Below are 22,649 nucleotides of genomic sequence, written 5' to 3'. Positions count from 1 at the left end.
GCTTTTAGCGCTCTCAAGGGCCATTCGCGGGCAAGCCCTGCTCCTACAGAAAGTGGCATTCATAATGTCCTGTCCTCTCTCAAGCGAGCCCTCCCATGACTGAGCCACTGCGCATCGTCTTTGCCGGCACTCCCGAATTCGCCGCCGAACACCTCAAGGCCCTGCTCGACAGCCCCCATGAGATCGTCGCGGTCTACACCCAGCCGGACCGGCCGGCCGGGCGCGGGCAGAAGCTGATGCCCAGCCCGGTCAAGCAGTTGGCGCTGGAGCATGGCATCAGCGTCCTGCAACCGCCGACCCTGCGCAACGCCGACGCCCAGGCCGAACTGGCGGCGCTCAAGCCGGACCTGATGGTGGTGGTCGCCTATGGCCTGATCCTGCCGCAGGTGGTGCTGGATATTCCGCGCCTGGGCTGCATCAACAGCCACGCCTCGCTGCTGCCGCGCTGGCGCGGTGCGGCACCGATCCAACGGGCGGTGGAATCCGGCGACGCGGAAAGTGGCGTCACCGTGATGCGCATGGAAGCCGGCCTGGACACCGGGCCGATGCTGCTCAAGACCGTCACCCCGATCAGCGCCGAGGACACCGGCGGCAGCCTGCATGACCGCCTGGCCGAACTCGGCCCGCCCGCGGTCATCCAGGCCATCGCCGGCCTGGCTGCCGGCACGCTGGTCGGCGAGGTGCAGGACGACAGCCTGGCGACCTACGCCCACAAACTGAACAAGGACGAGGCGCGCATCGACTGGCAGCGCCCGGCCGTCGAGCTGGAGCGGCTGATCCGCGCGTTCAACCCGTGGCCGATCTGCCACAGCAGCCTCGATGGCGAAGCCCTGAAAGTACTGGCCGCCCGCACCGCCGAGGGGCAGGGCCAGCCGGGCGAAATTCTCGCCGCGAGCAAGGACGGGCTGATCGTCGCCACCGGTGACGGCGCGTTGTGCCTGACCCGCCTGCAACTGCCCGGCGGCAAGGCGCTGAACTTCAGCGACCTGTTCAACAGCCGCCGGGAGAAATTCGCCCTCGGTACGGTACTCGGCCAATGAACCCGCGCCTGGCCGCCGCCAAGGCCCTGGCCGCCGTGCTCAGCGGCAAGGCCTCGCTCAACAGTTCGCTGCCGGCGCAACTGGACAAGGTCGAGGCCCGCGATCGCGGCCTGACCCAGGACCTGGCGTTCGGCGCCGCCCGCTGGCAGCCACGGCTGGCGGCGCTGGCGGCCAGGCTGCTGCAGAAGCCCTTCAAGGCCGCCGATGCCGATGTCGAGGCGTTGTTGCTGGTGGGCCTCTACCAGTTGCTCTATACGCGCATCCCGGCCCACGCCGCCATCGGCGAAACCGTCGGTTGCGCCGACAAGCTGAAGAAACCCTGGGCCAAGGGCCTGCTCAACGCCGTGTTGCGCCGCGCCCAGCGCGAAAGCACCGAGCTGCTGGCCGAGCTGGAGCGCGACCCGGTGGTGCGTACCGCCCACCCGCGCTGGCTGCAGAAGTCGCTGAAAGCCTTCTGGCCCGAGCAGTGGGAAGCCATCTGTGCGGCGAACAACGCCCATCCGCCGATGATCCTGCGGGTCAACCGCCGCCATCACAGCCGCGACGCCTACCTCAGGCTGCTGGGTGACGCCGCCGTCGCGGCCCGGCCGTGCGACTACAGCCGCGACGGCATCGTCCTCGACGAAGCCTGCGATGTGCGCAACCTGCCGGGCTTTGCCGAAGGCTGGATCAGCGTCCAGGACGAAGCCGCGCAACTGGCCGCCGACCTGCTGGACCTGGCTCCCGGCCAGCGGGTGCTCGACGCCTGCTGCGCGCCGGGCGGCAAGACCTGCCATATCCTCGAAGCCCAGCCGCAACTGGCCGGGGTGGTCGCTGTCGACCTGGAGGCCAAGCGTCTGCTGCGGGTACGCGAGAACCTCGACCGCCTGGGGCTGGAGGCCGAACTGATCGCCGCCGATGGTCGCGACACCGCCAGTTGGTGGGATGGCAAGCCGTTCCAGCGCATCCTGCTCGACGCGCCCTGCTCGGCCACCGGCGTGATCCGCCGCCATCCGGACATCAAGCTGACCCGCCAGGCCGACGACATCGCCGCACTGGCCAGCCTGCAGGGTGAGCTGCTGGACGCCATGTGGGCCACCCTGGAAGTCGGCGGCATCCTGCTCTACGCCACCTGCTCGACCCTGCCGACGGAAAACACCGAGGTGATCGAGGCGTTCCTGGCCCGCACCTCCGGTGCCCGCGAGCTGGATATCCCCGGCAGCTTCGGCGTCAGGCAACCCCATGGCCGGCAACTGCTGGCGCAGGAAGGCGGCCATGATGGTTTCTATTACGCCAAACTGATCAAGATCGCGGCCGCGCGCGGCTGACCGGGTCGAAACGGAGCTGCTACCCGATGAAAATCATCATTCTCGGCGCAGGACAGGTCGGCGGGACGCTGGCCGAACACCTGGCCAGCGAAGCCAACGACATCACCGTGGTCGACACCGATGGCGAGCGCCTGCGCGACCTCGGCGACCGCCTGGACATCCGTACCGTGCAGGGCCGCGCCTCGTTTCCGACGATCCTGCGCCAGGCCGGCGCGGACGATGCCGACATGCTGGTGGCGGTGACCAACAGCGACGAGACCAACATGGTCGCCTGCCAGGTGGCCCATACGCTGTTCCACACCCCGACCAAGATCGCCCGGGTACGCGAGTCGGCCTACCTGACCCGCACCGAGCTGTTCGACAACGACGCGATCCCGGTGGACGTGCTGATCAGCCCGGAACAGGTGGTCACCAACTACATCAAGCGCCTGATCGAAACCCCCGGCGCCCTGCAGGTGATCGACTTCGCCGAGGGCAAGGCCCAGCTGGTGGCGATCAGGGCCTACTACGGCGGCCCGCTGGTGGGCCAGCAACTGCGCCAACTGCGCGAGCACATGCCGAATGCCGACACCCGCGTGGCGGCGATCTTCCGCCGCGACCGGCCGATCATGCCTCGCGGCGATACGGTGATCGAGGCCGACGACGAAGTGTTCTTCATCGCCGCCAAGGCGCACATTCGCGCGGTGATGAGCGAGATGCGCCGGCTCGACGAGAGCAACAAGCGCATCGTCATCGCCGGCGGCGGGCAGATCGGCGAACGCCTGGCCGAGGCGATCGAAAGCCGCTACCAGGTGAAGATCATCGAAATGAGCGCCGCCCGTTGCCGGCAGTTGTCCGACACCCTCGACAGCACCGTGGTGCTGCAGGGCAGCGCCTCGGACCGCGACCTGCTGATGGAAGAGAACATCAACGATGCCGACCTGTTCCTGGCGCTGACCAACGACGACGAGGCCAACATCATGTCCTCGCTGCTGGCCAAGCGGATGGGTGCGAAGAAGGTCATGACCATCATCAACAACCCGGCCTACGTCGACCTGATCCAGGGCGGCGACATCGACATCGCCATCAGCCCGCAACTGGCGACCATCGGCACCCTGCTGGCCCACGTACGCCGTGGCGATATCGTCAGCGTGCACTCGCTGCGCCGGGGTGCGGCGGAGGCCATCGAGGCGATCGCCCATGGCGACATGAAGTCGAGCAAGGTGATCGGCCGGGCCATCGAGGACATCGCACTGCCGCCGGGCACCACTATCGGCGCGATCATCCGCGACGAGGAAGTGCTGATCGCCCACGACGACACGGTGATCCAGGCCGGCGACCATGTCATCCTGTTCCTTGTGGATAAGAAGCACATCCGCGATGTGGAGAAGCTCTTCCATGTCGGCCTGAGCTTTTTCTGAGATATTGCGACAACACGGAAAGGACCTGCCTCATGCTCGAATCACTGGAGAAGATGCTCGCCAAGGGTGTGGATAACCCGCTGCTGCGCTTCGGCCTGGGCAAGGGTTACCTGGATCTTGGCGACCACGCCCGCGCCGCCGAACACCTGCAGCGCTGCGTCACCCTCGACCCCAAGTACTCGGCCGCCTGGAAACTGCTGGGCAAGGCCCATCAGGGCGCCGGGGACGTGGTCGCCGCGAGGCAGGCCTGGGAACACGGCCTGGAAGCCGCCCGTGCCCATGGCGACAAGCAGGCGGAAAAGGAAATGACGGTGTTCCTGAAGAAGCTGGAGAAGGCTGCGCTCAAAGATCGATGAAGCGCAGGCCGATGCCTTCGGCGTCGACCCGGATCACTTCCATGCGAATGCGCGGCGCGGCCACCGGCAGGTCCTGTACCTGGCCGTAGACCACCGCCCCGGTGGGCAGCCGCGACAACCCCGGATGCTGCACGTAGACACCCTGGCTGGACAGATTGCGCGTATGCCCCAGGCATTCGCCTATGCTCGGGTGCTGGATCTTGATGCGCAGATAGTTCTTGTTCTCGGACATCTGATGCGCCCTTGGATAAACCGCTGTGGATAAATCATCGACGATTTTATCCACAGACCCCACCGATAAGTTGTTTCAGTACCAGCGCTGCTCACCCGCCGGACGCTTCTTGAAGCGTTTCATGCTCCACATGTACTGGCTCGGATAGGCCCGCACGTAGCGCTCGACCACCTTGCTCATGGCCGCGGCCGAGACTTCGGCATCGGTGCTGTACATCTCCTCTGGCGCCGCTTCGAGGATCACCTTGAAGCCCGAACCATCGGGCAGGCGCAGCGCGTGCAGGAACACCCCGACCGCCTTGCCGCCGGCGAGCATGTTCGGCACGAACTTGCTGGTCAGGGCCTGGGTACCGAGGAACGGCACGAACACCCCGGCGGACTCGGCCGGCTCCGGGTCGGCGGGGATGCCCACCGAGCCGCCCTTGCGCACTTCCTTGATGACGCTGAGGATGCCTTCCTTGGTCGAGGCCGCCACGCGGTTGCCCAACTGCACCCGCTGCTTGCGCAGCAGTTCGTCGACCGCCTTGAGCTTGGGCGGACGGTAGAAAATGATCGGTTTGCACTGGCTGCAGTAGAAGTGATTGAGCACTTCCCAGTTGCCCAGGTGGCTGGTGATGCCGACCACGCCCTTGCCCGAGGCCAGCGCCTCCTTGAGCACGTCGAGGCCTTCGACCTCGCGCACCAGCGCGATCGAGCGCTCGGCCGGCCAGATCCAGGCGCAGGCGCTTTCGGTCAGGGACTTGCCGATATCCTTGAGGCTCTGTCCGACCAGTTGTTCGCGAGCGACCGGATCGAGTTCGGGAAAACACTTGGCCAGGTTGATCCGCACCACGTCGCGGGAACGGTTGGGCAGCTTCCACATCACCCAGCCGATGGCCGAGCCGACACGCTGCACGGCACGCCAGGGCAGCATCGCGAACAACCGCAACGCCCCCACCAGCATGGCGCCTTTAAACTTTTCCACAGGTCACTCCCGGTGTGCTTGGCTAATCGTCAGCCGGCTATTGTAGCCGTGGCGCGGCCAGCGCGGCATAGCTATCACAATCGGTGGTGTGGTCCATGACCATGCCCGAGGCCTGCATGAACGCGTAGCAGATGGTCGGGCCGACGAAGCCGAAGCCGAGCTTCTTCAGCGACTTGCTCATGGCCTCGGCCTCGGGCGTGACGGCCGGTACCTCGCTGCGATCGCGGAAATGGTGGATCTGCGGCACGCCGCCGACGAAGGACCAGAGCAGCGTCACCGGGTCCTCCAGCTGGAGCCAGGCGCGAGCATTGCGCCGCGCCGCCTCGAGCTTCAGGCGGTTGCGCACGATCCCCGGATCGAGCAGCAGGGTTTGCAGGTAGTCATCGCTCATGTCGGCGACTTTCCGCACATCGAAACCGAACAGAACCTTACGGTAGTGCTCGCGTTTTTTCAGGATGGTGATCCACGAAAGCCCGGCCTGGAACCCTTCGAGCAAAAGCAACTCGAACAGTCGCTGCCCATCGCGCAGCGGTACGCCCCACTCCCGATCGTGGTAGTCCATGTACAGGGGATCGTCGTTGCACCAAAAGCAGCGTGGCATAAGGCTCCAGGGAGGCGGAGGCGCGACCTAATCGGGTATACTCCCGCCTTTTGAATCGCAGCCCAAGTAACAGGTGAATTTCGTGAGCCAGCCTACGCCAGCCGTGCGTACCTTCCAAGACTTGATTCTCGCCCTCCAGCAATACTGGGCCGAGCAAGGTTGTGTGGTACTTCAGCCCTACGATATGGAAGTAGGCGCCGGGACTTTCCATACCGCCACGTTCCTGCGCGCCATCGGCCCGGAAACCTGGAACGCCGCCTACGTACAGCCCAGCCGTCGCCCGACTGACGGCCGCTACGGCGAGAACCCGAACCGCCTGCAGCACTACTACCAGTTCCAGGTGGTGCTCAAGCCCAACCCGGACAACTTCCAGGAGCTGTACCTGGGCTCGCTCAAGGCCGTCGGCCTGGACCCGCTGGTGCACGACATCCGCTTCGTCGAGGACAACTGGGAATCGCCGACCCTCGGCGCCTGGGGCCTGGGCTGGGAAGTCTGGCTCAACGGCATGGAAGTCACCCAGTTCACCTACTTCCAGCAGGCCGGCGGCATCGAGTGCTACCCGGTCACCGGCGAAATCACCTACGGCCTCGAGCGCCTGGCGATGTACCTGCAGGGCGTCGATTCGGTCTACGACCTGGTCTGGGCCGACGGTCCGTTCGGCAAGGTGACCTACGGCGACGTGTTCCACCAGAACGAGGTGGAGCAGTCGACCTACAACTTCGAACACGCCAACGTCGAGAAGCTGTTCGAACTGTTCGATTTCTATGAAAGCGAAGCCAAGCGCCTGATCGAGCTGGATGAGCCGCTGCCGTTGCCGAGCTATGAAATGGTCCTCAAGGCCTCGCACACCTTCAACCTGCTGGATGCACGCCGGGCCATCTCGGTGACCGCGCGTCAGCAGTACATCCTGCGTGTGCGCACCCTGGCGCGTTCCGTCGCCCAAGCCTACCTGCTGGCACGTGCCAAGCTGGGCTTCCCGATGGCAACCCCGGACCTGCGTGATGAAGTGTTGGCTAAGTTGGAGGCGGCACAATGAGTGCGCAAGATTTTCTGGTAGAACTGGGCACTGAAGAACTGCCACCCAAGGCCCTCAATACCCTGGCCGAGGCGTTCCTGGCCGGTATCGAGAAAGGCCTGCAGGCCGCCGGCCTGAGCTTCGAAGCCAAGCAGGTCTACGCCGCGCCACGCCGCCTGGCGGTGGTGCTCAAGCAACTGCAGACCCAGCAGCCGGACCGCAGCATCAACCTCGACGGCCCGCCACGCCAGGCCGCCTTCGATGCCGAGGGCAACCCGACCCAGGCCGCCCTGGGCTTCGCCAAGAAGTGCGGCGTCGAGCTGAGCGAGATCGACCAGAGCGGGCCGAAGCTGCGCTACAGCCAGAACATTCCGGGCAAACCGACCGCCAGCCTGCTGCCGACCATCGTCGAGGACTCGCTGAACGACCTGCCGATTCCCAAGCGCATGCGCTGGGCCGCGCGCAAGGAAGAGTTCGTGCGTCCGACCCAGTGGCTGGTGATGCTGCTCGGTGACCAGGTCATCGACTGCACCATCCTCGCCCAGAAGGCCGGTCGCGAGTCCCGTGGCCACCGTTTCCACCACCCGGAAAACGTCCGTATCGGCTCGCCGGCCAGCTACCTCGACGACCTGCGTGCCGCCTACGTGCTGGCCGACGCCAACGAGCGTCGCGAGCTGATCAGCAAGCGCACCACCGAGCTTGCAACGATGCAGGAAGGCACGGCGATCATGCCGCCGGACCTGCTCGACGAAGTGACGGCACTGGTGGAGTGGCCGGTACCGCTGGTGTGCTCGTTCGAGGAACGTTTCCTCGAAGTGCCACAGGAAGCCCTGATCACCACCATGCAGGACAACCAGAAGTACTTCTGCCTGCTGGACGTCGATGGCAAGCTGCTGCCGCGCTTCATCACCGTGGCCAACATCGAGAGCAAGGATCCGAAGCAGATCATCGCCGGTAACGAGAAGGTCGTGCGCCCACGCCTGACCGACGCCGAGTTCTTCTTCAAGCAGGACAAGAAGCAGCCGCTGCAGGATTTCAACCTGCGCCTGCAGAACGTGGTGTTCCAGGAGAAGCTGGGCAGCGTCTACGACAAGGCCGAGCGTGTCTCGAAGCTGGCCGCGTTCATCGCCCCGCGCATCGGCGGCGACGCCCAGCGTGCGGCCCGGGCAGGCCTGTTGTCCAAGTGCGACCTGGCCACCGAGATGGTCGGCGAGTTCCCGGAAATGCAAGGTATCGCCGGTTACTACTACGCCCTCAATGACGGCGAGCCGGAAGACGTTGCCCTGGCCCTGAACGAGCAGTACATGCCACGTGGTGCCGGTGCTGCCGAACTGCCAAGCACCCTGACCGGTGCCGCGGTGGCGATCGCCGACAAGCTCGACACCCTGGTCGGGATCTTCGGTATCGGCATGCTGCCGACCGGCAGCAAGGACCCCTACGCCTTGCGCCGTGCCGCCCTGGGCGTGCTGCGCATCCTGATCGACAAGAAACTCGACCTCGACCTGATCGAGACCGTGGCCTTCGCGGTCAACGCGTACGGAGCCAAGGTCAAGGCCGCGGGCCTCTCCGACCAGGTGCTGGAGTTCATCTTCGACCGCCTGCGTGCCCGTTACGAGGACGAAGGCATCGACGTCGCCACCTACCTGTCGGTGCGTGCCCTGAAGCCGGGCTCGGCCCTGGACTTCGACCAGCGCGTCCAGGCGGTGCAGAAGTTCCGTCAGTTGCCGGAAGCCGCCGCCCTGGCCGCGGTGAACAAGCGTGTATCGAACCTGATCAGCAAGGCCGAACCGACCATTTTCTCGACAGTCGATCCGAAGTACTTCGACAACGCGAAAGAGTTCTCCATGCACTCGGCCATCCAGCAAGCCGACAAGGACGTCCAGCCGCTGATGGAGAAACGCGAGTATGCCGAGGCACTGGCACGCCTGGCCGCCCTGCGCGAATCCGTCGATGCCTTCTTCGAAGCGGTCATGGTCAACGCCGAGAACGAAGACGTGCGCAAGAACCGCTACGCCTTGCTTGCACGTCTGCGCGGGTTGTTCCTCAACATCGCCGACATTTCGCTGCTAGGCTGAGGACGCGACTTGAAGCTGCTGATACTCGATCGCGACGGGGTGATCAACCAGGACTCCGACGCCTACATCAAGTCGGTGGAGGAGTGGATTCCGATCCCCGGGTCGATCGAAGCCATCGCGCAGTTGAGCAGGGCGGGCTGGACGGTCGCCGTGGCGACCAACCAGTCCGGCATCGCCCGCGGCTACTACGACCTCGCGACCCTGGACGCCATGCACGAGCGCCTGCGCTCGCTGGTGGCGCAACAGGGTGGCGAGCTCGGGCTGGTGGTGTATTGCCCCCATGGGCCGGACGAGGGCTGCGATTGCCGCAAGCCCAAGCCGGGCATGCTCAGGACCATCGCCGCGCATTATGGCGTTGAACTGGCTAGGCTATGGTTTGTCGGCGACAGCCTCGGTGACCTGGAGGCCGCCAGCGCCGTCGATTGCCAGCCCGTTCTGGTAAAGACCGGCAAGGGCGAAAAGACCCTGGGGAAAACCCTGCCGGTGGGCACGCTGATCTTTGACGATCTGGCGGCCGTCGCGGCTGAGCTTATCCACAACTAGCGCCTTTCTGACTTCCTGATCAAGGACTGTTCAGGGGTTCACTTATTAACAGGCGGGCAATGCCCGCAACGGTAAATGTCGCTATGTCGATCCTGCAGGCCATCAGAACCTTTTTCTTTTACCTGCTGCTGGGCACCAGTTCGCTGCTGTGGTGCTCCCTGAGCTTTTTCGTCGCGCCGTTCCTGCCGTTCAAGGCGCGCTATCGCTTCATCAACGTGTACTGGTGCCGCTGCGCGCTGTGGCTGACCAAGGTATTCCTGAATATCCGGGTCGAGGTGCAGGGTGCACACAACGTTCCCGAGCGGCCCTGCGTGATTCTGTCGAACCACCAGAGCACCTGGGAAACGTTCTTCCTGTCGGCCTATTTCTCGCCCTTGAGCCAGGTGCTCAAGCGTGAGTTGCTCTACGTGCCGTTCTTCGGCTGGGCCATGGCCATGCTGCGGCCGATCGCCATCGACCGGGACAACCCGAAGGAAGCGCTCAAGCACGTGGCGAAAAAGGGCGATGAGTTGCTCAAGGACCACACCTGGGTGCTGATCTTTCCGGAGGGCACTCGCGTGCCCTACGGTACCATCGGCAAGTTTTCCCGCGGTGGTACGGCGCTGGCGGTGAATGCCGAGCTGCCCGTGCTGCCGGTAGCCCACAATGCCGGCAAATTCTGGCCGAAGACCGGTTGGGCGAAGAAACCGGGCACCATCACCGTGGTGATCGGCGCCCCGATGTACGCCGAAGGCACCGGCCCACGGGCCATTGCCGACCTGAACGAGCGGGTCCAGGCCTGGAACGAGAACGCCCAGCGTGAGATGGGTTCACTGCCGCCTGTAGCGGCTGCCGAAGCACCCAGCGCCGCCTGACCGATCTGTGGATAACTTGTGCACAAGATTTTGATATTTCTTGAAATAGCCACGTAAGTAAATGATTTATATACTTATTTCTCTGTATGACTATTCAATGTAAATCGTGCATAAGTTTTTTCGAGCAATAAAAAAACCGGCTTTCATGCCGGTTTTTTCATGCCTGTGAATCTCTCAGACCTTGTCGATATCCACATCCCGGGTTTCTTTCAGGCAGAACAGCCCGACCACCAGGCTCACGCCGGTGATCAGCACCGGATACCAGAGGCCATAGAAGATATCCCCGGTGTAGACCACCAGGGCGAACGACACGGTCGGCAGGAAGCCACCGAACCAGCCGTTACCGATATGGTAGGGCAGGGACATGGAGGTGTAGCGGATCCGGGTCGGGAACAGTTCGACCATCACCGCCGCCAGCGGACCGTAGGTCATGGTCGCGATCAGGATCAGCAGCACGATCAGCAACACCACCATCGGCTGGTTCACCGTCGCGGCCTCGGCCTTGGCCGGGTAGCCGGCCTGGCTGATCGCCGCGCGCATGGCCGCCTCGTCGAAGCCGTTGATCTTCTGCGCGCCCACGGTGACCGTCACCTCGCTGCCCGCTGCAGCCGACTGGGAACTGTAGGGCAGGCCCTGCTTGACCAGGAAGGTCTTGACCTTGTCGCAGGGGCTGTCGAAACGCGCCTTGCCCACCGGGTCGAACTGGAAGGTGCAGCCGGCCGGGTCGGCCGTCACCACGATCGGTGCCTGCCGGCTGGCGGCATCGATCTGTGGGTTGGCGTAATGGCTGAGGGCCTTGAACAGCGGGAAGTAGCAGACCGTCGCCAGCAGCAGGCCCATCATCAGGATCGGCTTGCGCCCGATCTTGTCCGAAAGCCAGCCGAACAGCACGAAGAACGGCGCACCGATCACCACGCTGATGATCAGCAGGGTGTTGGCCTGGCCCGGGTCCATCTTGAGCATCTGGGTCATGAAGAACAGGACATAGAACTGCGCGGTGTAGAAGGTCACCGCCTGCCCGGCATTGATACTGAAGAGGGCGGTGAGAACGATCTTCAGGTTCTGCCAGGAGCCGAAGGACTCACGGATCGGTGAATGGCTGGCCTTGCCCTGGGCCTTCATTTTCACGAAGGCCGGTGACTCGTGCATGCTCATGCGAATCCAGGTGGAAATAGCCAGCAGGACGATCGACAGCAGGAACGGCAGCCGCCAGCCCCAGGTTTCGAACTGGTCACCGCTGATGTAGCGGCTGGCCAGGACCACCAGCAGCGACAGCAACAGGCCGAGGGTGGCCGTGGACTGGATCCAGCCGGTGTGGAAACCGCGCTTGCCGGCCGGCGCGTGTTCGGCCACGTAGGTCGCGGCGCCGCCGTACTCGCCCCCCAGCGCCAGGCCCTGGAGCATGCGCAGCAGCACCAGGATGATCGGCGCGGCGATGCCGATACTGGCGTAGGTCGGCAGCAGGCCGACGGCGAAGGTCGACAGGCCCATCAGTATGATGGTCATGAGAAAGGTGTACTTGCGGCCGATCATGTCCCCCAGCCGGCCGAACACCAGCGCACCGAAGGGCCGCACCAGGAAGCCGGCGGCGAAGGCCATCAGGGCGAAGATGAACGCCGTGGTGTCGTTGACCCCGGCGAAGAACTGCTTGCTGATGACGGCGGCCAGGGCACCGTAGAGAAAAAAGTCATACCACTCGAAAACCGTCCCGAGGGATGACGCAAAAATGATCCGGCGCTCTTCCTTGCCGCTGCTGGCGGAGACAGACGCCGACTGTTGCTGGATGTAGTCCGACATGAGTGATGTCCTCGGCCTCGTGGGCCACAGTGATTATTCTTGTTGTTCCACTGTGGACTCCGGCTGACTGCCACCGGAGTCCGTGTCTTGCTCGTTACCGATCTTCCTTTTGACCGCTCCTGTCATCCGCCTGAACAGCGCAATACGCACCGCCTGCTCCTACAGGATTGTGGATAACTGCGCCGCAGGCGTCCGGACATCTGCCAGGATCATCTGCGCCGCCTTCTCGGCAATCATCACCGTGGGCGAACAGGTATTGCCCGAGGTGATCTGCGGCATGATCGAGGCATCGGCCACTCGCAGGCCCGGTACCCCATGCACCCGCAAGCGGGCATCGACGACGTCCTGCACGCCGTGGCCCATGCGACAGGTACCCACCGGGTGAAAGATGGTGGTGCCGATCTTCGCCGCCGCTTCGTGCAGCTGTTCCTCGCTTTGCAAGGCCGGGCCGGGCAGGTACTCCTCGGGGGCAAAGCGGCGCAGGGCAGGGGAGGCGACGATGCGTCGGGTCAGGCGAATCGCCTCGGCGGCGACCTTCAGGTCCTCGGGGTCACTGAGGTAATTGGGGTCGATCAGCGGAGCAGCGCCCGGATCGGCCGAACGGATGTCGATGCGCCCGCGGCTCTGCGGACGCAGATTGCACACCGAAGCAGTGAACGCCGGAAAGCGATGCAGCGGCTCGCCAAAGCGCTCCAGCGACAGCGGCTGCACGTGGTATTGCAGGTTCGCCGACGTCTGCTCCGGGCTCGATTTCACGAACGCGCCCAGTTGACTCGGCGCCATCGCCAACGGACCACTGCGGTCGTAGAGATATCGCAGGCCCATGCCGGCCTTGCCCCACAAGCTATTGGCCATCTGGTTGAGGGTCCGGGCATTGCTGAGCTTGTAGATCAGCCGCAATTGCAGGTGATCCTGCAGGTTGCCGCCGACCCCCGGCAGTTCGTGGCGCACGCCGATCCCCAGGCTCTCCAGCAGCGGTCGCGGGCCGATCCCGGAACGTTGCAGAATCCCCGGCGAACCGACCGAACCGGCACACAGGATGATTTCCCGACGGGCCGGGAACAGATGTTCTTCGCCTTGCCAGCGCGCCAGCACCGACGTTGCCCGACCTTTTTCCAAGTTGACCCGGTCGACCTGCACGCCGGTGAGGACGGTCAGGTTGGGGCGCTTGAGTACCGGCCGCAGGAACGCCTTGGCCGAATTCCAGCGTACCCCGGAGCGCTGGTTGACCTGAAAGTATCCACAGCCCTCATTATCCCCCGTATTGAAATCACTGACACTGGCGATACCGTTTTCAGCAGCCGCCTCACGGAACGCATCGAGAATCGGCCAGGAATAACGCTGCTGTTCCACCCGCCACTCACCGGTGTCGCTGTGGAACTCCCCACTGCCGCCGAAGTGATTTTCGCTGTGCTTGAACAGCGGCAACAGGTCCTTCCAGGCCCAGCCCGGATTGCCCTGTTCGGCCCAGCGGTCATAGTCGTGGGCCTGGCCACGCATATAGATCATGCCATTGATCGAGGAACAGCCACCGAGCACCTTGCCCCGTGGATAACTCAGGCTGCGGCCCTGCAGGCCGGGTTGCGATTCGGTCTTGAAGCACCAGTCGGTGCGTGGGTTGCCGATGCAGAACAGATAGCCGACGGGGATGTGGATCCACAGGTAGTTGTCCCGGCCACCGGCTTCGAGCAGCAGCACGTTGTTGCTCGGGTCGGCGGACAGCCGATTGGCCAGCACGCAGCCAGCTGGCCCGGCACCGACGATCACGTAGTCATAAGGCAAATGGGCAGATGCCATGAGGACCTCGCCTTTATTGTTCTTGTATCAGCCCATGTTATTGATTAGTTTCGGTATGAAAACCTTCGTTTTTGCGCAAGTGCTGTGCGTTTTCAAGCAGGCAGGTGAACCCCACGATTCACAAGGAAGCTCAATGTTTGACTGGAACGATCTGCGTTTTTTTCTCGAACTGCAGCGCAGCGGCCGCCTGCTGACCGCGGCCAAGCGGTTGAATACCACCCACAGCACCGTGGCCCGGCATATCGAGACCATCGAGCAGAGCCTGGGCACCGCGCTGTTCGTCCAGCATGCCCAGGGCTACGAGCTGACCCCCGCCGGCCAGGCCCTGCTCAAGCATGCCGAAGCCATGGAAAACGTGGCACTGCTGGCCCAGGAAGAGATCACCCAGGCCATCGCGCCGCTGGGCAAGATCCGCCTGGGGGTCACCGAAGGCATCGGCATCATGTTTCTCACTTCGCGCCTGGGGGCGCTGTTCGAGCGCTATCCGGGGCTGGAGGTGGAACTGGTGGCAGTACCGCGCTTCGTCAGCATCCTCAACCGCGAGGCCGAGATCAGCATCCATCTGGACCGCCCCCACGCCGACATGCTGATCACCCGCAAGCTCACCGACTACCGCCTGGCCCTCTACGCCAGCCCGGCCTACCTGGCCCGGGCGCCCCGCCTGGAAACCCGTGACGATCTCTCGGAGCACCAGTGGATCGGCTATGTGGATGACCTGCTGTTCAGCCAGGAGCTGCTGTTCCTCGACGACTTCTGCCGCTCGCCGAACGTGACCCTGCGCAGCACCAGCGTGGTCGCCCAGCAGATCGCCGCCCGGGCCGGACTGGGCATTGCGGTGTTGCCCAACTACATGGCCAAGGATGATCCGGAGCTGGTGCGGGTACTGCCGCAGGAGACGATCCAGCGCAGCTACTGGATCAGTACCCGCCGGGAGTTGCACAAGTCGGTGCGGTTGCGGGTGGTGTGGGATTTTCTGTTGGCGCTGTGTGCCCAGGAACAAGCGGTGTTGCTGGCCGAATGAGGCAATAAGAAAGCCCGCTTGCGCGGGCTTTCTTGAGCAGCGAACCACCGGGAATCAGAAGTCCAGGTTGGCCACCGACAGGGCATTGCTCTCGATGAAGTCGCGGCGTGGTTCGACCGCATCGCCCATCAGGGTGTTGAAGATCTGGTCCGCCGCGATGGCGTCTTCGATCGTCACTTTCAGCATCCGGCGAACGGTCGGATCCATGGTGGTTTCCCACAGCTGGTCCGGGTTCATCTCACCCAGCCCCTTGTATCGCTGGATGGTGTGGCGCTTGGTACTTTCAGCCATCAGCCAGTCCAGGGCTTCCTTGAACTCGCTCACGGCCTTCTTGCGTTCGCCACGCTGGATGTAGGCACCCTCGTCGAGCAGCGAGCTCAGTTGGGCGCCCAGGGTGACCACGGTCTTGTAGTCGTTGCTGCCGAAGAAGTCGCGGTTGAAGGTGACGTAGCTCGACAGGCCATGGGAGATCAGTTCCACCTCCGGCAGCCAGACGTTACGCTCACGGTCTTCGCGCAGGCTGGTCTTGTAGACCAGGCCGGACTTCTCGCTCAGGCGCAGGCGGGCATCGTACTTGGCCAGCCATTCCTGCATCGCCGAATGATCGCCCAGTTGCTCAAGGCTTACCGCCGGCAGGTAGATGAAGTGCTCGGTCAGCTCCTGTGGATAGATACGCGACAGGCGCTTGAGGGTCTTCATCACCATGCGGAAGTCATTGACCAGACGCTCCAGCGCCTCGCCGGAAACACCCGGCGCGTCTTCATTCAGGTGCAGGCTGGCGTCTTCGAGAGCCGACTGCGTCATGTATTCTTCCATGGCGTCGTCGTCCTTGATGTACTGCTCCTGCTTGCCTTTCTTCACCTTGTACAGCGGTGGCTGGGCAATGTAGATGTAACCGCGCTCGATCAGCTCCGGCAACTGACGGAAGAAGAAGGTCAGCAGCAGGGTACGAATGTGCGATCCGTCGACGTCAGCATCGGTCATGATGATGATGTTGTGATAACGCAGCTTCTCGATGTTGTACTCTTCGCGGCCGATGCCACAACCCAGCGCGGTGATCAGCGTGCCCACTTCCTGGGACGAGATCATCTTGTCGAAACGGGCCTTCTCGACGTTGAGGATCTTGCCCTTGAGCGGCAGGATCGCCTGGGTCCGACGGTTACGACCCTGCTTAGCGGAACCGCCTGCGGAGTCACCCTCCACCAGGTACAGTTCGGAAAGGGCAGGGTCCTTCTCCTGGCAGTCAGCCAGTTTGCCCGGCAGGCCGGCGATATCCAGCGCACCTTTGCGGCGGGTCATCTCACGGGCCTTGCGCGCCGCTTCACGGGCACGAGCGGCATCGATCATCTTGCCGACCACCAGCTTGGCTTCGTTGGGGTTCTCCAGCAGGAAGTCGGAGAAGTACTTGCCCATTTCCTGCTCGACCGCACCCTTGACCTCGGACGACACCAGTTTGTCCTTGGTCTGGGAACTGAACTTCGGATCCGGCACCTTGACCGAGATGATCGCCGTCAGGCCTTCACGCGCATCGTCACCGGTGGTGGCGACCTTGTGCTTCTTCGCCAGACCTTCCTGTTCGATGTAGTTGTTCAGGTTACGGGTCAGTGCGGAGCGGAAGCCCACCAGGTGGGTACCGCCATCACGCTGAGGAATGTTGTTGGTGAAGCACAGCAGGTTTTCGTTGAAGCTGTCGTTCCACTGCAGGGCGATTTCCACGCCGATGCCGTCTTCACGCTGGATGTTGAAGTGGAACACCTGGTTGACCGTGGTCTTGTTGGTGTTCAGGTATTCAACGAAGGCACGCAGGCCACCCTCGTATTTGAACATCTCTTCCTTGCCGGTGCGCTCGTCACGCAGCAGGATGCCGACGCCGGAGTTGAGGAAGGACAGCTCGCGAATCCGCTTGGCCAGGATGTCCCAGCTGAAGTGGATGTTCTTGAAGGTTTCGGCGGAAGCCTTGAAGTGGATCTGGGTACCTGTGGTTTCGCTGTCGCCAACGATAGCCATCGGTGCCTGGGGTACGCCGTGGACATAGGTCTGTTCCCAGATCTTGCCGCTACGGCGGACGGTCAGTACCAGCTCTTCGGACAGGGCGTTCACCACCGACACACCCACACCGTGCAGGCCGCCGGATACCTTATAGGAGTTGTCGTCGAACTTACCGCCGGCGTGCAGCACGGTCATAATGACTTCGGCTGCGGAGACGCCTTCCTCCTTGTGTACATCGACCGGGATGCCGCGGCCGTTGTCGCGAACTGAGATCGACTCGTCCGGGTGGATAGTGACGCAGATGTCGTCGCAGTAACCAGCCAGCGCTTCGTCGATGGAGTTGTCGAGCACCTCGAACACCATGTGGTGCAGACCGCTACCATCATCGGTGTCGCCAATGTACATACCGGGACGTTTGCGTACGGCATCCAAACCTTTCAGCACCTTGATGCTGTTCGAGTCGTACGTATTTTCTTCGCTCATGCCTTCACTCCCGATGGTCGTGGGTCTGGGTGATACAGCCCTGTTCCACGTGGAACAGCGCAACTGGCGTTTCCGTCTGCCAGCCTTCCCTCAGTAATTCGTGGTCTACACAGGTGATGAACACCTGGCAGCGTAATTCTTCAAGCAAACGACATAGTGCGCGGCGGTGCTGGTCGTCCAGTTCGGACGGCAAGTCATCCACCAGATAAATACATTGCCCGCGCCGGACCTGGCTCACCAGGTGTCCCTGGGCAATGCGCAACGCGCAGACCACCAGTTTCTGCTGCCCCCGCGACAGAATGTCCGCGGCGTTGTGTGCGCCCAATCGAAGACGCAAGTCAGCTCGCTGTGGTCCAGCCTGGGTATGGCCCATCTGCTGGTCCCGCTGCAGGGAGGAGGCGAGCACGGCGCTCAGCTCTTTTTCCTTGTCCCAGCCACGGTAATAGCTCAGCGTCAGCCCCTCGAGTTCGACTAGTTCGCTCAAGGTCTGCTCAAAGACTGGTTTCAAGGCTTTGATATAGGCGCGGCGGTATTCATCGATTTCGGCACTGGCCAGGCACAGTTCCCGGTCCCAGGCCGCTTGCGAAGCGGCGTCAAGTGTACCATGCCGCAGCCACGAGTTCCGCTGCCGCAGGGCCTTCTGCAGGCGCTGCCAGGTCGACATGAAGCGCGGTTCCACGTGGAACACTCCCCAGTCGAGGAACTGCCGACGAATCTTCGGCGCCCCCTCCAACAGACGAAAGCTGTCGGGGTTGATCAACTGCAGCGGCAGGATTTCCGCCAACTGCGCGGCGCTCCTGGCATTCTGCCCGTCGATGCGGATCTGGAATTCCCCCTGGCGATCGCGGGATATCCCCAAGGCGCTCTGCCCACCCTCGGCCAATTCGACCTGGCCGAACACCGTACAGGCCAACTGCTCGTACTGGATCACCGGCAGCAGACGGGTGCTGCGGAACGAACGGGCCAGCCCCAGCAGGTGGATGGCTTCCAGCACGCTGGTTTTGCCGCTGCCGTTGGCGCCGTAAAGGATATTGATACGCGGGGAGGGGGAGAAGGTCACCGGGTGCAGGTTGCGCACCGCGGTGACCGAAACACGGCTGAGGGACATCTAGCGTGTGCTGAACATATTAAAGGAGGGGCACGGTTACAGGCGCATCGGCATGACGACGTAGGCCGAGTCATCGTTGTCCGATTCCTGCAGCAGCGCACTGCTGTTGGAATCGGACAGGATCAGGCGCACCTGCTCGGTGGTCATCACGCCCAGCACGTCCAGCAGGTAGCTGACGTTGAAGCCGATTTCCAGGGAGCCGCCGTTGTAATCGACGCCCACTTCTTCTTCCGCCTCTTCCTGCTCGGGGTTGTTGGCCTGGATCTTCAATTGGCCGCTGGCCAGTTGCAGACGAATGCCGCGGTACTTCTCGTTGGACAGGATCGCGGTACGGCTGAAGGCTTCGCGCAGTGCCTGGCGGTCGCCCAGTACCAGCTTGTCCCCGCCTTTTGGCAGGACGCGCTCGTAGTCGGGGAACTTGCCGTCGACCAGCTTGGAGGTGAAGGTGAACTCACCGGTGGTGGCGCGGATGTGGTGCTGACCCAGCACGATGCTGACGTTGCCTTCCGGCTCGGTGAGCAGGCGGGCCAGTTCCAGGATACCCTTGCGCGGCACGATCACCTGGTGACGATCCTGCTGGCCGATGTCGGCCTGCATGGAGCACATCGCCAGGCGGTGGCCGTCGGTGGCCACAGCACGGATCACGCCGGCGGACACTTCCAGCAGCATGCCGTTGAGATAGTAACGCACGTCCTGCTGGGCCATGGCGAAGCTGGTGCGCTCGATCAGGCGACGCAGCTTGCTTTGCTCCAGGCTGCAGGTCAGCGAACCCGGGCCTTCTTCCACAGTCGGGAAATCGTTGGCAGGCAGGGTCGACAGGGTAAAGCGGCTGCGGCCGGCCTTGACCACCAGTTTCTGCTCGTCGACCTTGATGTCGATCAGGGCATCGTTCGGCAGGCTCTTGCAGATATCCATCAGCTTGCGTGCCGGTACGGTGATCTCACCGGGTTCGGCAGGCTCTTCGAGCTGGACGCGGCCGACCAGTTCGACTTCGAGGTCGGTACCGGTCAGCGACAGTTGCTGGCCTTCGACGACCAGCAGCACATTGGAGAGCACCGGCAAGGTCTGGCGGCGCTCGACGACGCCTGCGACCAGTTGCAGGGGTTTCAACAGGGCTTCGCGTTGAATGGTGAAATGCATGGTCTAGTCCCTTGCCTTAATAAGCTGCGCTGCAATTCTCAAGTGGTCAGTGTACGCAGCAGGTTCTTGTAGTCCTCGCGGATGTCCGCGTCGGATTCCTTTAGTTCGTTGATCTTGCGGCATGCGTGCAAGACAGTGGTGTGGTCGCGCCCACCAAACACATCGCCGATTTCCGGCAGGCTGTGGTTGGTCAATTCCTTGGACAGGGCCATGGCGACCTGACGCGGACGAGCGACCGAGCGCGAACGGCGCTTGGACAGCAGATCGGAAATCTTGATCTTGTAGTACTCGGCCACGGTCCGCTGGATGTTATCCACAGACACCAGCTTGTCCTGCAGGGCCAGCAGGTCCTTCAGCGATTCGCGGATCAGCTCGATGGTGATCTCTCGCCCCATGAAGTGCGAGTGGGCGATCACCCGCTTCAGTGCGCCTTCGAGTTCGCGTACGTTGGAGCGAATACGCTGGGCAATGAAGAACGCCGCGTCATGGGGCAGTTCGACCTTGGCCTGGTCGGCCTTCTTCATCAGGATCGCCACGCGGGTTTCCAGCTCGGGCGGCTCCACCGCAACGGTCAGGCCCCAGCCGAAACGCGACTTCAGGCGCTCTTCCAGGCCTTCGATTTCCTTGGGATAGCGGTCACTGGTGAGAATCACCTGCTGGCCGCCTTCGAGCAAGGCGTTGAAGGTGTGGAAAAACTCTTCCTGGGAACGCTCCTTGCGTGCGAAGAACTGAATGTCGTCGATCAGCAGGGCGTCCACCGAACGGTAGAAGCGCTTGAACTCGTTGATGGCGTTCAACTGCAGCGCCTTGACCATGTCGGCGACGAAACGCTCCGAATGCAGGTAGACCACCTTGGCATTCGGGTTCTTCTTCAATAGATGGTTACCCACAGCATGCATCAAGTGGGTCTTACCGAGACCGACGCCACCATACAGGAACAGCGGGTTGTAGCCATGCTTGGGGTTGTCCGCCACCTGCCACGCCGCAGCGCGGGCCAGCTGGTTGGACTTACCCTCGACGAAGTTCTCGAAGGTGAAGGTACGGTTCAGGTAACTGGTGTGCTTGAGTGCGCCCTCGACCTGGACCGTGCGCTGTTCGGCACGTACCGGAGCCTGCTGCGCAGCGGCGCCGGCCATCGGATCGAAACTGTCGCGGGACGGCTCTTCGCTGGCCTCCGCCACTTCCTTCTGGCTGGCGGGTGGCGGGGTCGGCGTTGCCACCGGTGCAGTCGGTGTAGCCGCCGCGGCGGCAGCCGCACTGGCGGCCAGGGCCTGGGAAGCCGCGGCAGCCAGAGGAGCATTCGGTGCAGCACGCGGCGCCGAACTGCGTTTGCTGCCTATTAATAAGGAAAGGGCAGGCGCCATGCCGTTGCCATGCTCGTTCAGCAGTTCAAGCAAACGTCCCAGGTACTTTTCGTTCACCCAGTCGAGCACAAAACGGTTCGGTGCATAGACACGCAACTCGTCGCCTTCGGCTTCGACCTGTAGTGGACGGATCCAGGTGTTGAATTGCTGGGCAGGCAGCTCATCACGCAGAAGCTCCACGCACTGCTGCCAAAGTTCCACTGACACGGATATCCCCTAAGTTGAAAGCCGGTAAGGCAAAAACAAGCGGCCATTGTACCGGCAGGCCGAGCACTTATCCACACGTCGATTGCAGGCAGAGCCCGGCGAATCAATCTCTTATCTGTGAACAAGGCGACCAGCGGTATGTGAATAAGCCCTGTGGATAACAGCCCTTGAGGGCGTTGCACAAGTGTGATCGAAAGTCTGTGGACAACCCGCCTGTGGATAACCTCTCTTTCCACACACAACTTATTCGCCGGCGTAGCACAGGCAGGGCACCGTTTCCCCACCGTGTTGTCATTCTCTGTACAGTAGGTGTTTCCTGGCCTCAAGCCAGTTATCCACAGATGCTCGCGAGCTAAGCTTTTATAAGCTTTACAGAAAAGCTTTAAATAATTCGCTTCTTTATTTCTATGTCTGGAGCTCGTGTTGATCAAGCCCAGGAACGAGAAATACCTATAGGAAGGAAAAGCTGGTTGGAAATTGACCTGAAGGCTTGCTTTCTCTAGAATCGCCGATCTCTTAAAACGGGGGCCATTCCGGCCCGTTGTGACGAACCAGGTAGCAACGCCATGAAACGTACTTTCCAACCCAGCACTATCAAACGCGCCCGCACCCACGGTTTCCGTGCTCGCATGGCAACCAAGAACGGTCGTGCCGTCCTGTCGCGCCGCCGCGCCAAAGGTCGTGCCCGTCTGTCGGTTTGATATTCCGGCTTTGGTGGTGAGTCAGGACTTCAGTCGGGAAAAGCGTCTGCTTACTCCACGACATTTCAAGGCGGTCTTTGACTCCCCTACCGGCAAGGTTCCGGGGAAAAACCTCCTGCTCCTTGCGCGCAACAACGACCTCGATCATCCCCGGCTGGGGCTGGTTATCGGTAAAAAGAGCGTCAAGCTCTCCGTTGAGCGCAATCGCCTCAAACGTGTGATGCGCGAATCGTTCCGTCTGCACCAGGATTTACTGGCAGGCTGGGACATTGTTATCGTCGCGCGCAAAGGTTTGGGGGACGTAGAAAACCCCGAATTGATTCAGCATTTCGGTAAGCTGTGGAAACGCCTGGTTCGTAATGCACCAGCTGCCGCAGTCAAAACCGAATCTGCAGGGGTAGACAGTCCAGATGCGTAAACTGGCACTCGTTCCGATCCAGTTTTACCGCTATGCCATTAGTCCCCTGATGGCCAGTCACTGTCGTTTCTACCCCAGTTGTTCCTGCTACGCGTACGAAGCCATCGAAACTCATGGACTCCTGCGCGGTGGCTGGCTGACCTTTCGTCGTTTAGGTCGCTGTCATCCGTGGAATGCCGGTGGTTATGACCCGGTTCCACCTATTCCTACCTCCCGTTCTTCTTCGATGGCCGAGTAA

Annotated in this window: 21 protein-coding genes; 12 read left to right on the top strand and 9 right to left on the bottom strand. The window is 62.5% G+C overall.

What is annotated here, in order from left to right; translation table 11 throughout:
• Positions 1-95: 95 nt before the first annotated feature.
• The 4 genes from fmt to ACMGT0_RS01085 are packed head-to-tail and all read left to right on the top strand — an operon-like array spanning position 96 to position 4,103.
• A complete protein-coding gene (gene fmt, locus ACMGT0_RS01100) occupies positions 96-1,040 on the top strand; it encodes a methionyl-tRNA formyltransferase (RefSeq protein WP_416771155.1) in 945 nt (314 codons plus the stop codon).
• On the top strand, positions 1,037-2,347 hold the full coding sequence (gene rsmB / locus ACMGT0_RS01095; RefSeq protein WP_416771154.1) for a 16S rRNA (cytosine(967)-C(5))-methyltransferase RsmB: 1,311 nt from the start codon (positions 1,037-1,039) through the stop codon (positions 2,345-2,347). The genes fmt and rsmB overlap by 4 nt, the downstream gene beginning before the upstream one ends.
• Positions 2,348-2,373: 26 nt before the next feature.
• On the top strand, positions 2,374-3,747 hold the full coding sequence (gene trkA / locus ACMGT0_RS01090; protein ID WP_054056410.1) for a Trk system potassium transporter TrkA: 1,374 nt from the start codon (positions 2,374-2,376) through the stop codon (positions 3,745-3,747).
• Between the two features lie 32 nt (positions 3,748-3,779).
• Positions 3,780-4,103: a tetratricopeptide repeat protein gene (locus ACMGT0_RS01085; protein ID WP_054056411.1), complete on the top strand. Its 324-nt coding sequence runs from the start codon at positions 3,780-3,782 to the stop codon at positions 4,101-4,103.
• Here ACMGT0_RS01085 and ACMGT0_RS01080 read toward each other — a convergent pair.
• The 3 genes from ACMGT0_RS01080 to ACMGT0_RS01070 form a co-directional block, all read right to left on the bottom strand.
• A complete protein-coding gene (locus ACMGT0_RS01080) occupies positions 4,090-4,335 on the bottom strand; it encodes a PilZ domain-containing protein (RefSeq protein ID WP_054056412.1) in 246 nt (81 codons plus the stop codon). The two genes, ACMGT0_RS01085 and ACMGT0_RS01080, sit on opposite strands and share 14 nt — an antisense overlap.
• Before the next feature lie 75 nt (positions 4,336-4,410).
• Complete coding sequence (locus ACMGT0_RS01075) at positions 4,411-5,298, bottom strand: lysophospholipid acyltransferase (RefSeq protein ID WP_054056413.1); 888 nt, start codon at positions 5,296-5,298, stop codon at positions 4,411-4,413.
• A 37-nt stretch (positions 5,299-5,335) separates the two neighbouring features.
• Entirely contained in the window at positions 5,336-5,899 is a 564-nt protein-coding gene (locus tag ACMGT0_RS01070) for a DNA-3-methyladenine glycosylase I (protein ID WP_416771151.1), read from the bottom strand.
• A gap of 82 nt (positions 5,900-5,981) precedes the next feature.
• On the opposite strand from ACMGT0_RS01070, the gene glyQ reads away from it, so the two are divergent.
• The 4 genes from glyQ to ACMGT0_RS01050 all read left to right on the top strand — a co-directional run bounded on the left by glyQ (position 5,982) and on the right by ACMGT0_RS01050 (position 10,386).
• A complete protein-coding gene (glyQ, locus tag ACMGT0_RS01065) occupies positions 5,982-6,935 on the top strand; it encodes a glycine--tRNA ligase subunit alpha (RefSeq protein WP_054056415.1) in 954 nt (317 codons plus the stop codon).
• Positions 6,932-8,989: a glycine--tRNA ligase subunit beta gene (glyS, locus tag ACMGT0_RS01060; protein WP_054056416.1), complete on the top strand. Its 2,058-nt coding sequence runs from the start codon at positions 6,932-6,934 to the stop codon at positions 8,987-8,989. The genes glyQ and glyS overlap by 4 nt, the downstream gene beginning before the upstream one ends.
• A 9-nt stretch (positions 8,990-8,998) precedes the next feature.
• Positions 8,999-9,532: a D-glycero-beta-D-manno-heptose 1,7-bisphosphate 7-phosphatase gene (gene gmhB, locus ACMGT0_RS01055; protein ID WP_054056417.1), complete on the top strand. Its 534-nt coding sequence runs from the start codon at positions 8,999-9,001 to the stop codon at positions 9,530-9,532.
• Between the two features lie 83 nt (positions 9,533-9,615).
• Positions 9,616-10,386 carry a lysophospholipid acyltransferase family protein gene (locus ACMGT0_RS01050; RefSeq protein WP_054056418.1) on the top strand — a complete coding sequence of 257 codons (771 nt, stop codon included), beginning with the start codon at positions 9,616-9,618 and terminating at the stop codon, positions 10,384-10,386.
• A gap of 174 nt (positions 10,387-10,560) precedes the next feature.
• Here the strand turns inward: ACMGT0_RS01050 and ACMGT0_RS01045 are convergent, their stop codons facing one another.
• Together ACMGT0_RS01045 and ACMGT0_RS01040 are read right to left on the bottom strand one after the other, a co-directional pair.
• Positions 10,561-12,183: an MFS transporter gene (locus ACMGT0_RS01045; protein ID WP_054056419.1), complete on the bottom strand. Its 1,623-nt coding sequence runs from the start codon at positions 12,181-12,183 to the stop codon at positions 10,561-10,563.
• A 159-nt stretch (positions 12,184-12,342) separates the two neighbouring features.
• Positions 12,343-13,980, bottom strand: coding sequence for a GMC family oxidoreductase (locus tag ACMGT0_RS01040; RefSeq protein ID WP_416771149.1), 1,638 nt, complete (start codon positions 13,978-13,980; stop codon positions 12,343-12,345).
• A 133-nt stretch (positions 13,981-14,113) separates the two neighbouring features.
• On the opposite strand from ACMGT0_RS01040, the gene ACMGT0_RS01035 reads away from it, so the two are divergent.
• The gene (locus tag ACMGT0_RS01035) at positions 14,114-15,001 is read left to right on the top strand and encodes a LysR family transcriptional regulator (RefSeq protein ID WP_054063423.1); all 888 of its coding nucleotides are present in this window, start codon (positions 14,114-14,116) and stop codon (positions 14,999-15,001) included.
• A 54-nt stretch (positions 15,002-15,055) separates the two neighbouring features.
• Here the strand turns inward: ACMGT0_RS01035 and gyrB are convergent, their stop codons facing one another.
• The 4 genes from gyrB to dnaA are packed head-to-tail and all read right to left on the bottom strand — an operon-like array spanning position 15,056 to position 21,292.
• On the bottom strand, positions 15,056-17,473 hold the full coding sequence (gyrB, locus tag ACMGT0_RS01030; RefSeq protein WP_054056422.1) for a DNA topoisomerase (ATP-hydrolyzing) subunit B: 2,418 nt from the start codon (positions 17,471-17,473) through the stop codon (positions 15,056-15,058).
• Between the two features lie 4 nt (positions 17,474-17,477).
• Positions 17,478-18,581, bottom strand: a complete 1,104-nt coding sequence (gene recF / locus ACMGT0_RS01025) for a DNA replication/repair protein RecF (protein WP_416771146.1) — start codon at positions 18,579-18,581, stop codon at positions 17,478-17,480.
• A 36-nt stretch (positions 18,582-18,617) separates the two neighbouring features.
• The gene (gene dnaN, locus ACMGT0_RS01020; protein ID WP_054056424.1) at positions 18,618-19,721 is read right to left on the bottom strand and encodes a DNA polymerase III subunit beta; all 1,104 of its coding nucleotides are present in this window, start codon (positions 19,719-19,721) and stop codon (positions 18,618-18,620) included.
• Positions 19,722-19,759: 38 nt separating this feature from the next.
• Entirely contained in the window at positions 19,760-21,292 is a 1,533-nt protein-coding gene (dnaA, locus tag ACMGT0_RS01015; RefSeq protein WP_054056425.1) for a chromosomal replication initiator protein DnaA, read from the bottom strand.
• Positions 21,293-21,858: 566 nt separating this feature from the next.
• On the opposite strand from dnaA, the gene rpmH reads away from it, so the two are divergent.
• From rpmH to yidD, 3 genes are read left to right on the top strand one after another with little or no spacing between them, the layout of a single operon-like run.
• Positions 21,859-21,993: a 50S ribosomal protein L34 gene (gene rpmH, locus ACMGT0_RS01010; protein ID WP_080635311.1), complete on the top strand. Its 135-nt coding sequence runs from the start codon at positions 21,859-21,861 to the stop codon at positions 21,991-21,993.
• Between the two features lie 16 nt (positions 21,994-22,009).
• Positions 22,010-22,411, top strand: a complete 402-nt coding sequence (rnpA, locus tag ACMGT0_RS01005) for a ribonuclease P protein component (RefSeq protein ID WP_054056450.1) — start codon at positions 22,010-22,012, stop codon at positions 22,409-22,411.
• On the top strand, positions 22,404-22,649 hold the full coding sequence (yidD, locus tag ACMGT0_RS01000) for a membrane protein insertion efficiency factor YidD (protein WP_039792602.1): 246 nt from the start codon (positions 22,404-22,406) through the stop codon (positions 22,647-22,649). The genes rnpA and yidD overlap by 8 nt, the downstream gene beginning before the upstream one ends.

The sequence above is a fragment of the Pseudomonas sp. RHF3.3-3 genome (genome assembly GCF_048069595.1).
GTDB classification, from domain to species: domain Bacteria; phylum Pseudomonadota; class Gammaproteobacteria; order Pseudomonadales; family Pseudomonadaceae; genus Aquipseudomonas; species Aquipseudomonas fuscovaginae_B.
The sequence above is the reverse complement of the archived record's forward strand: the minus strand, read 5'-3'. Positions and strand labels throughout refer to the sequence as shown.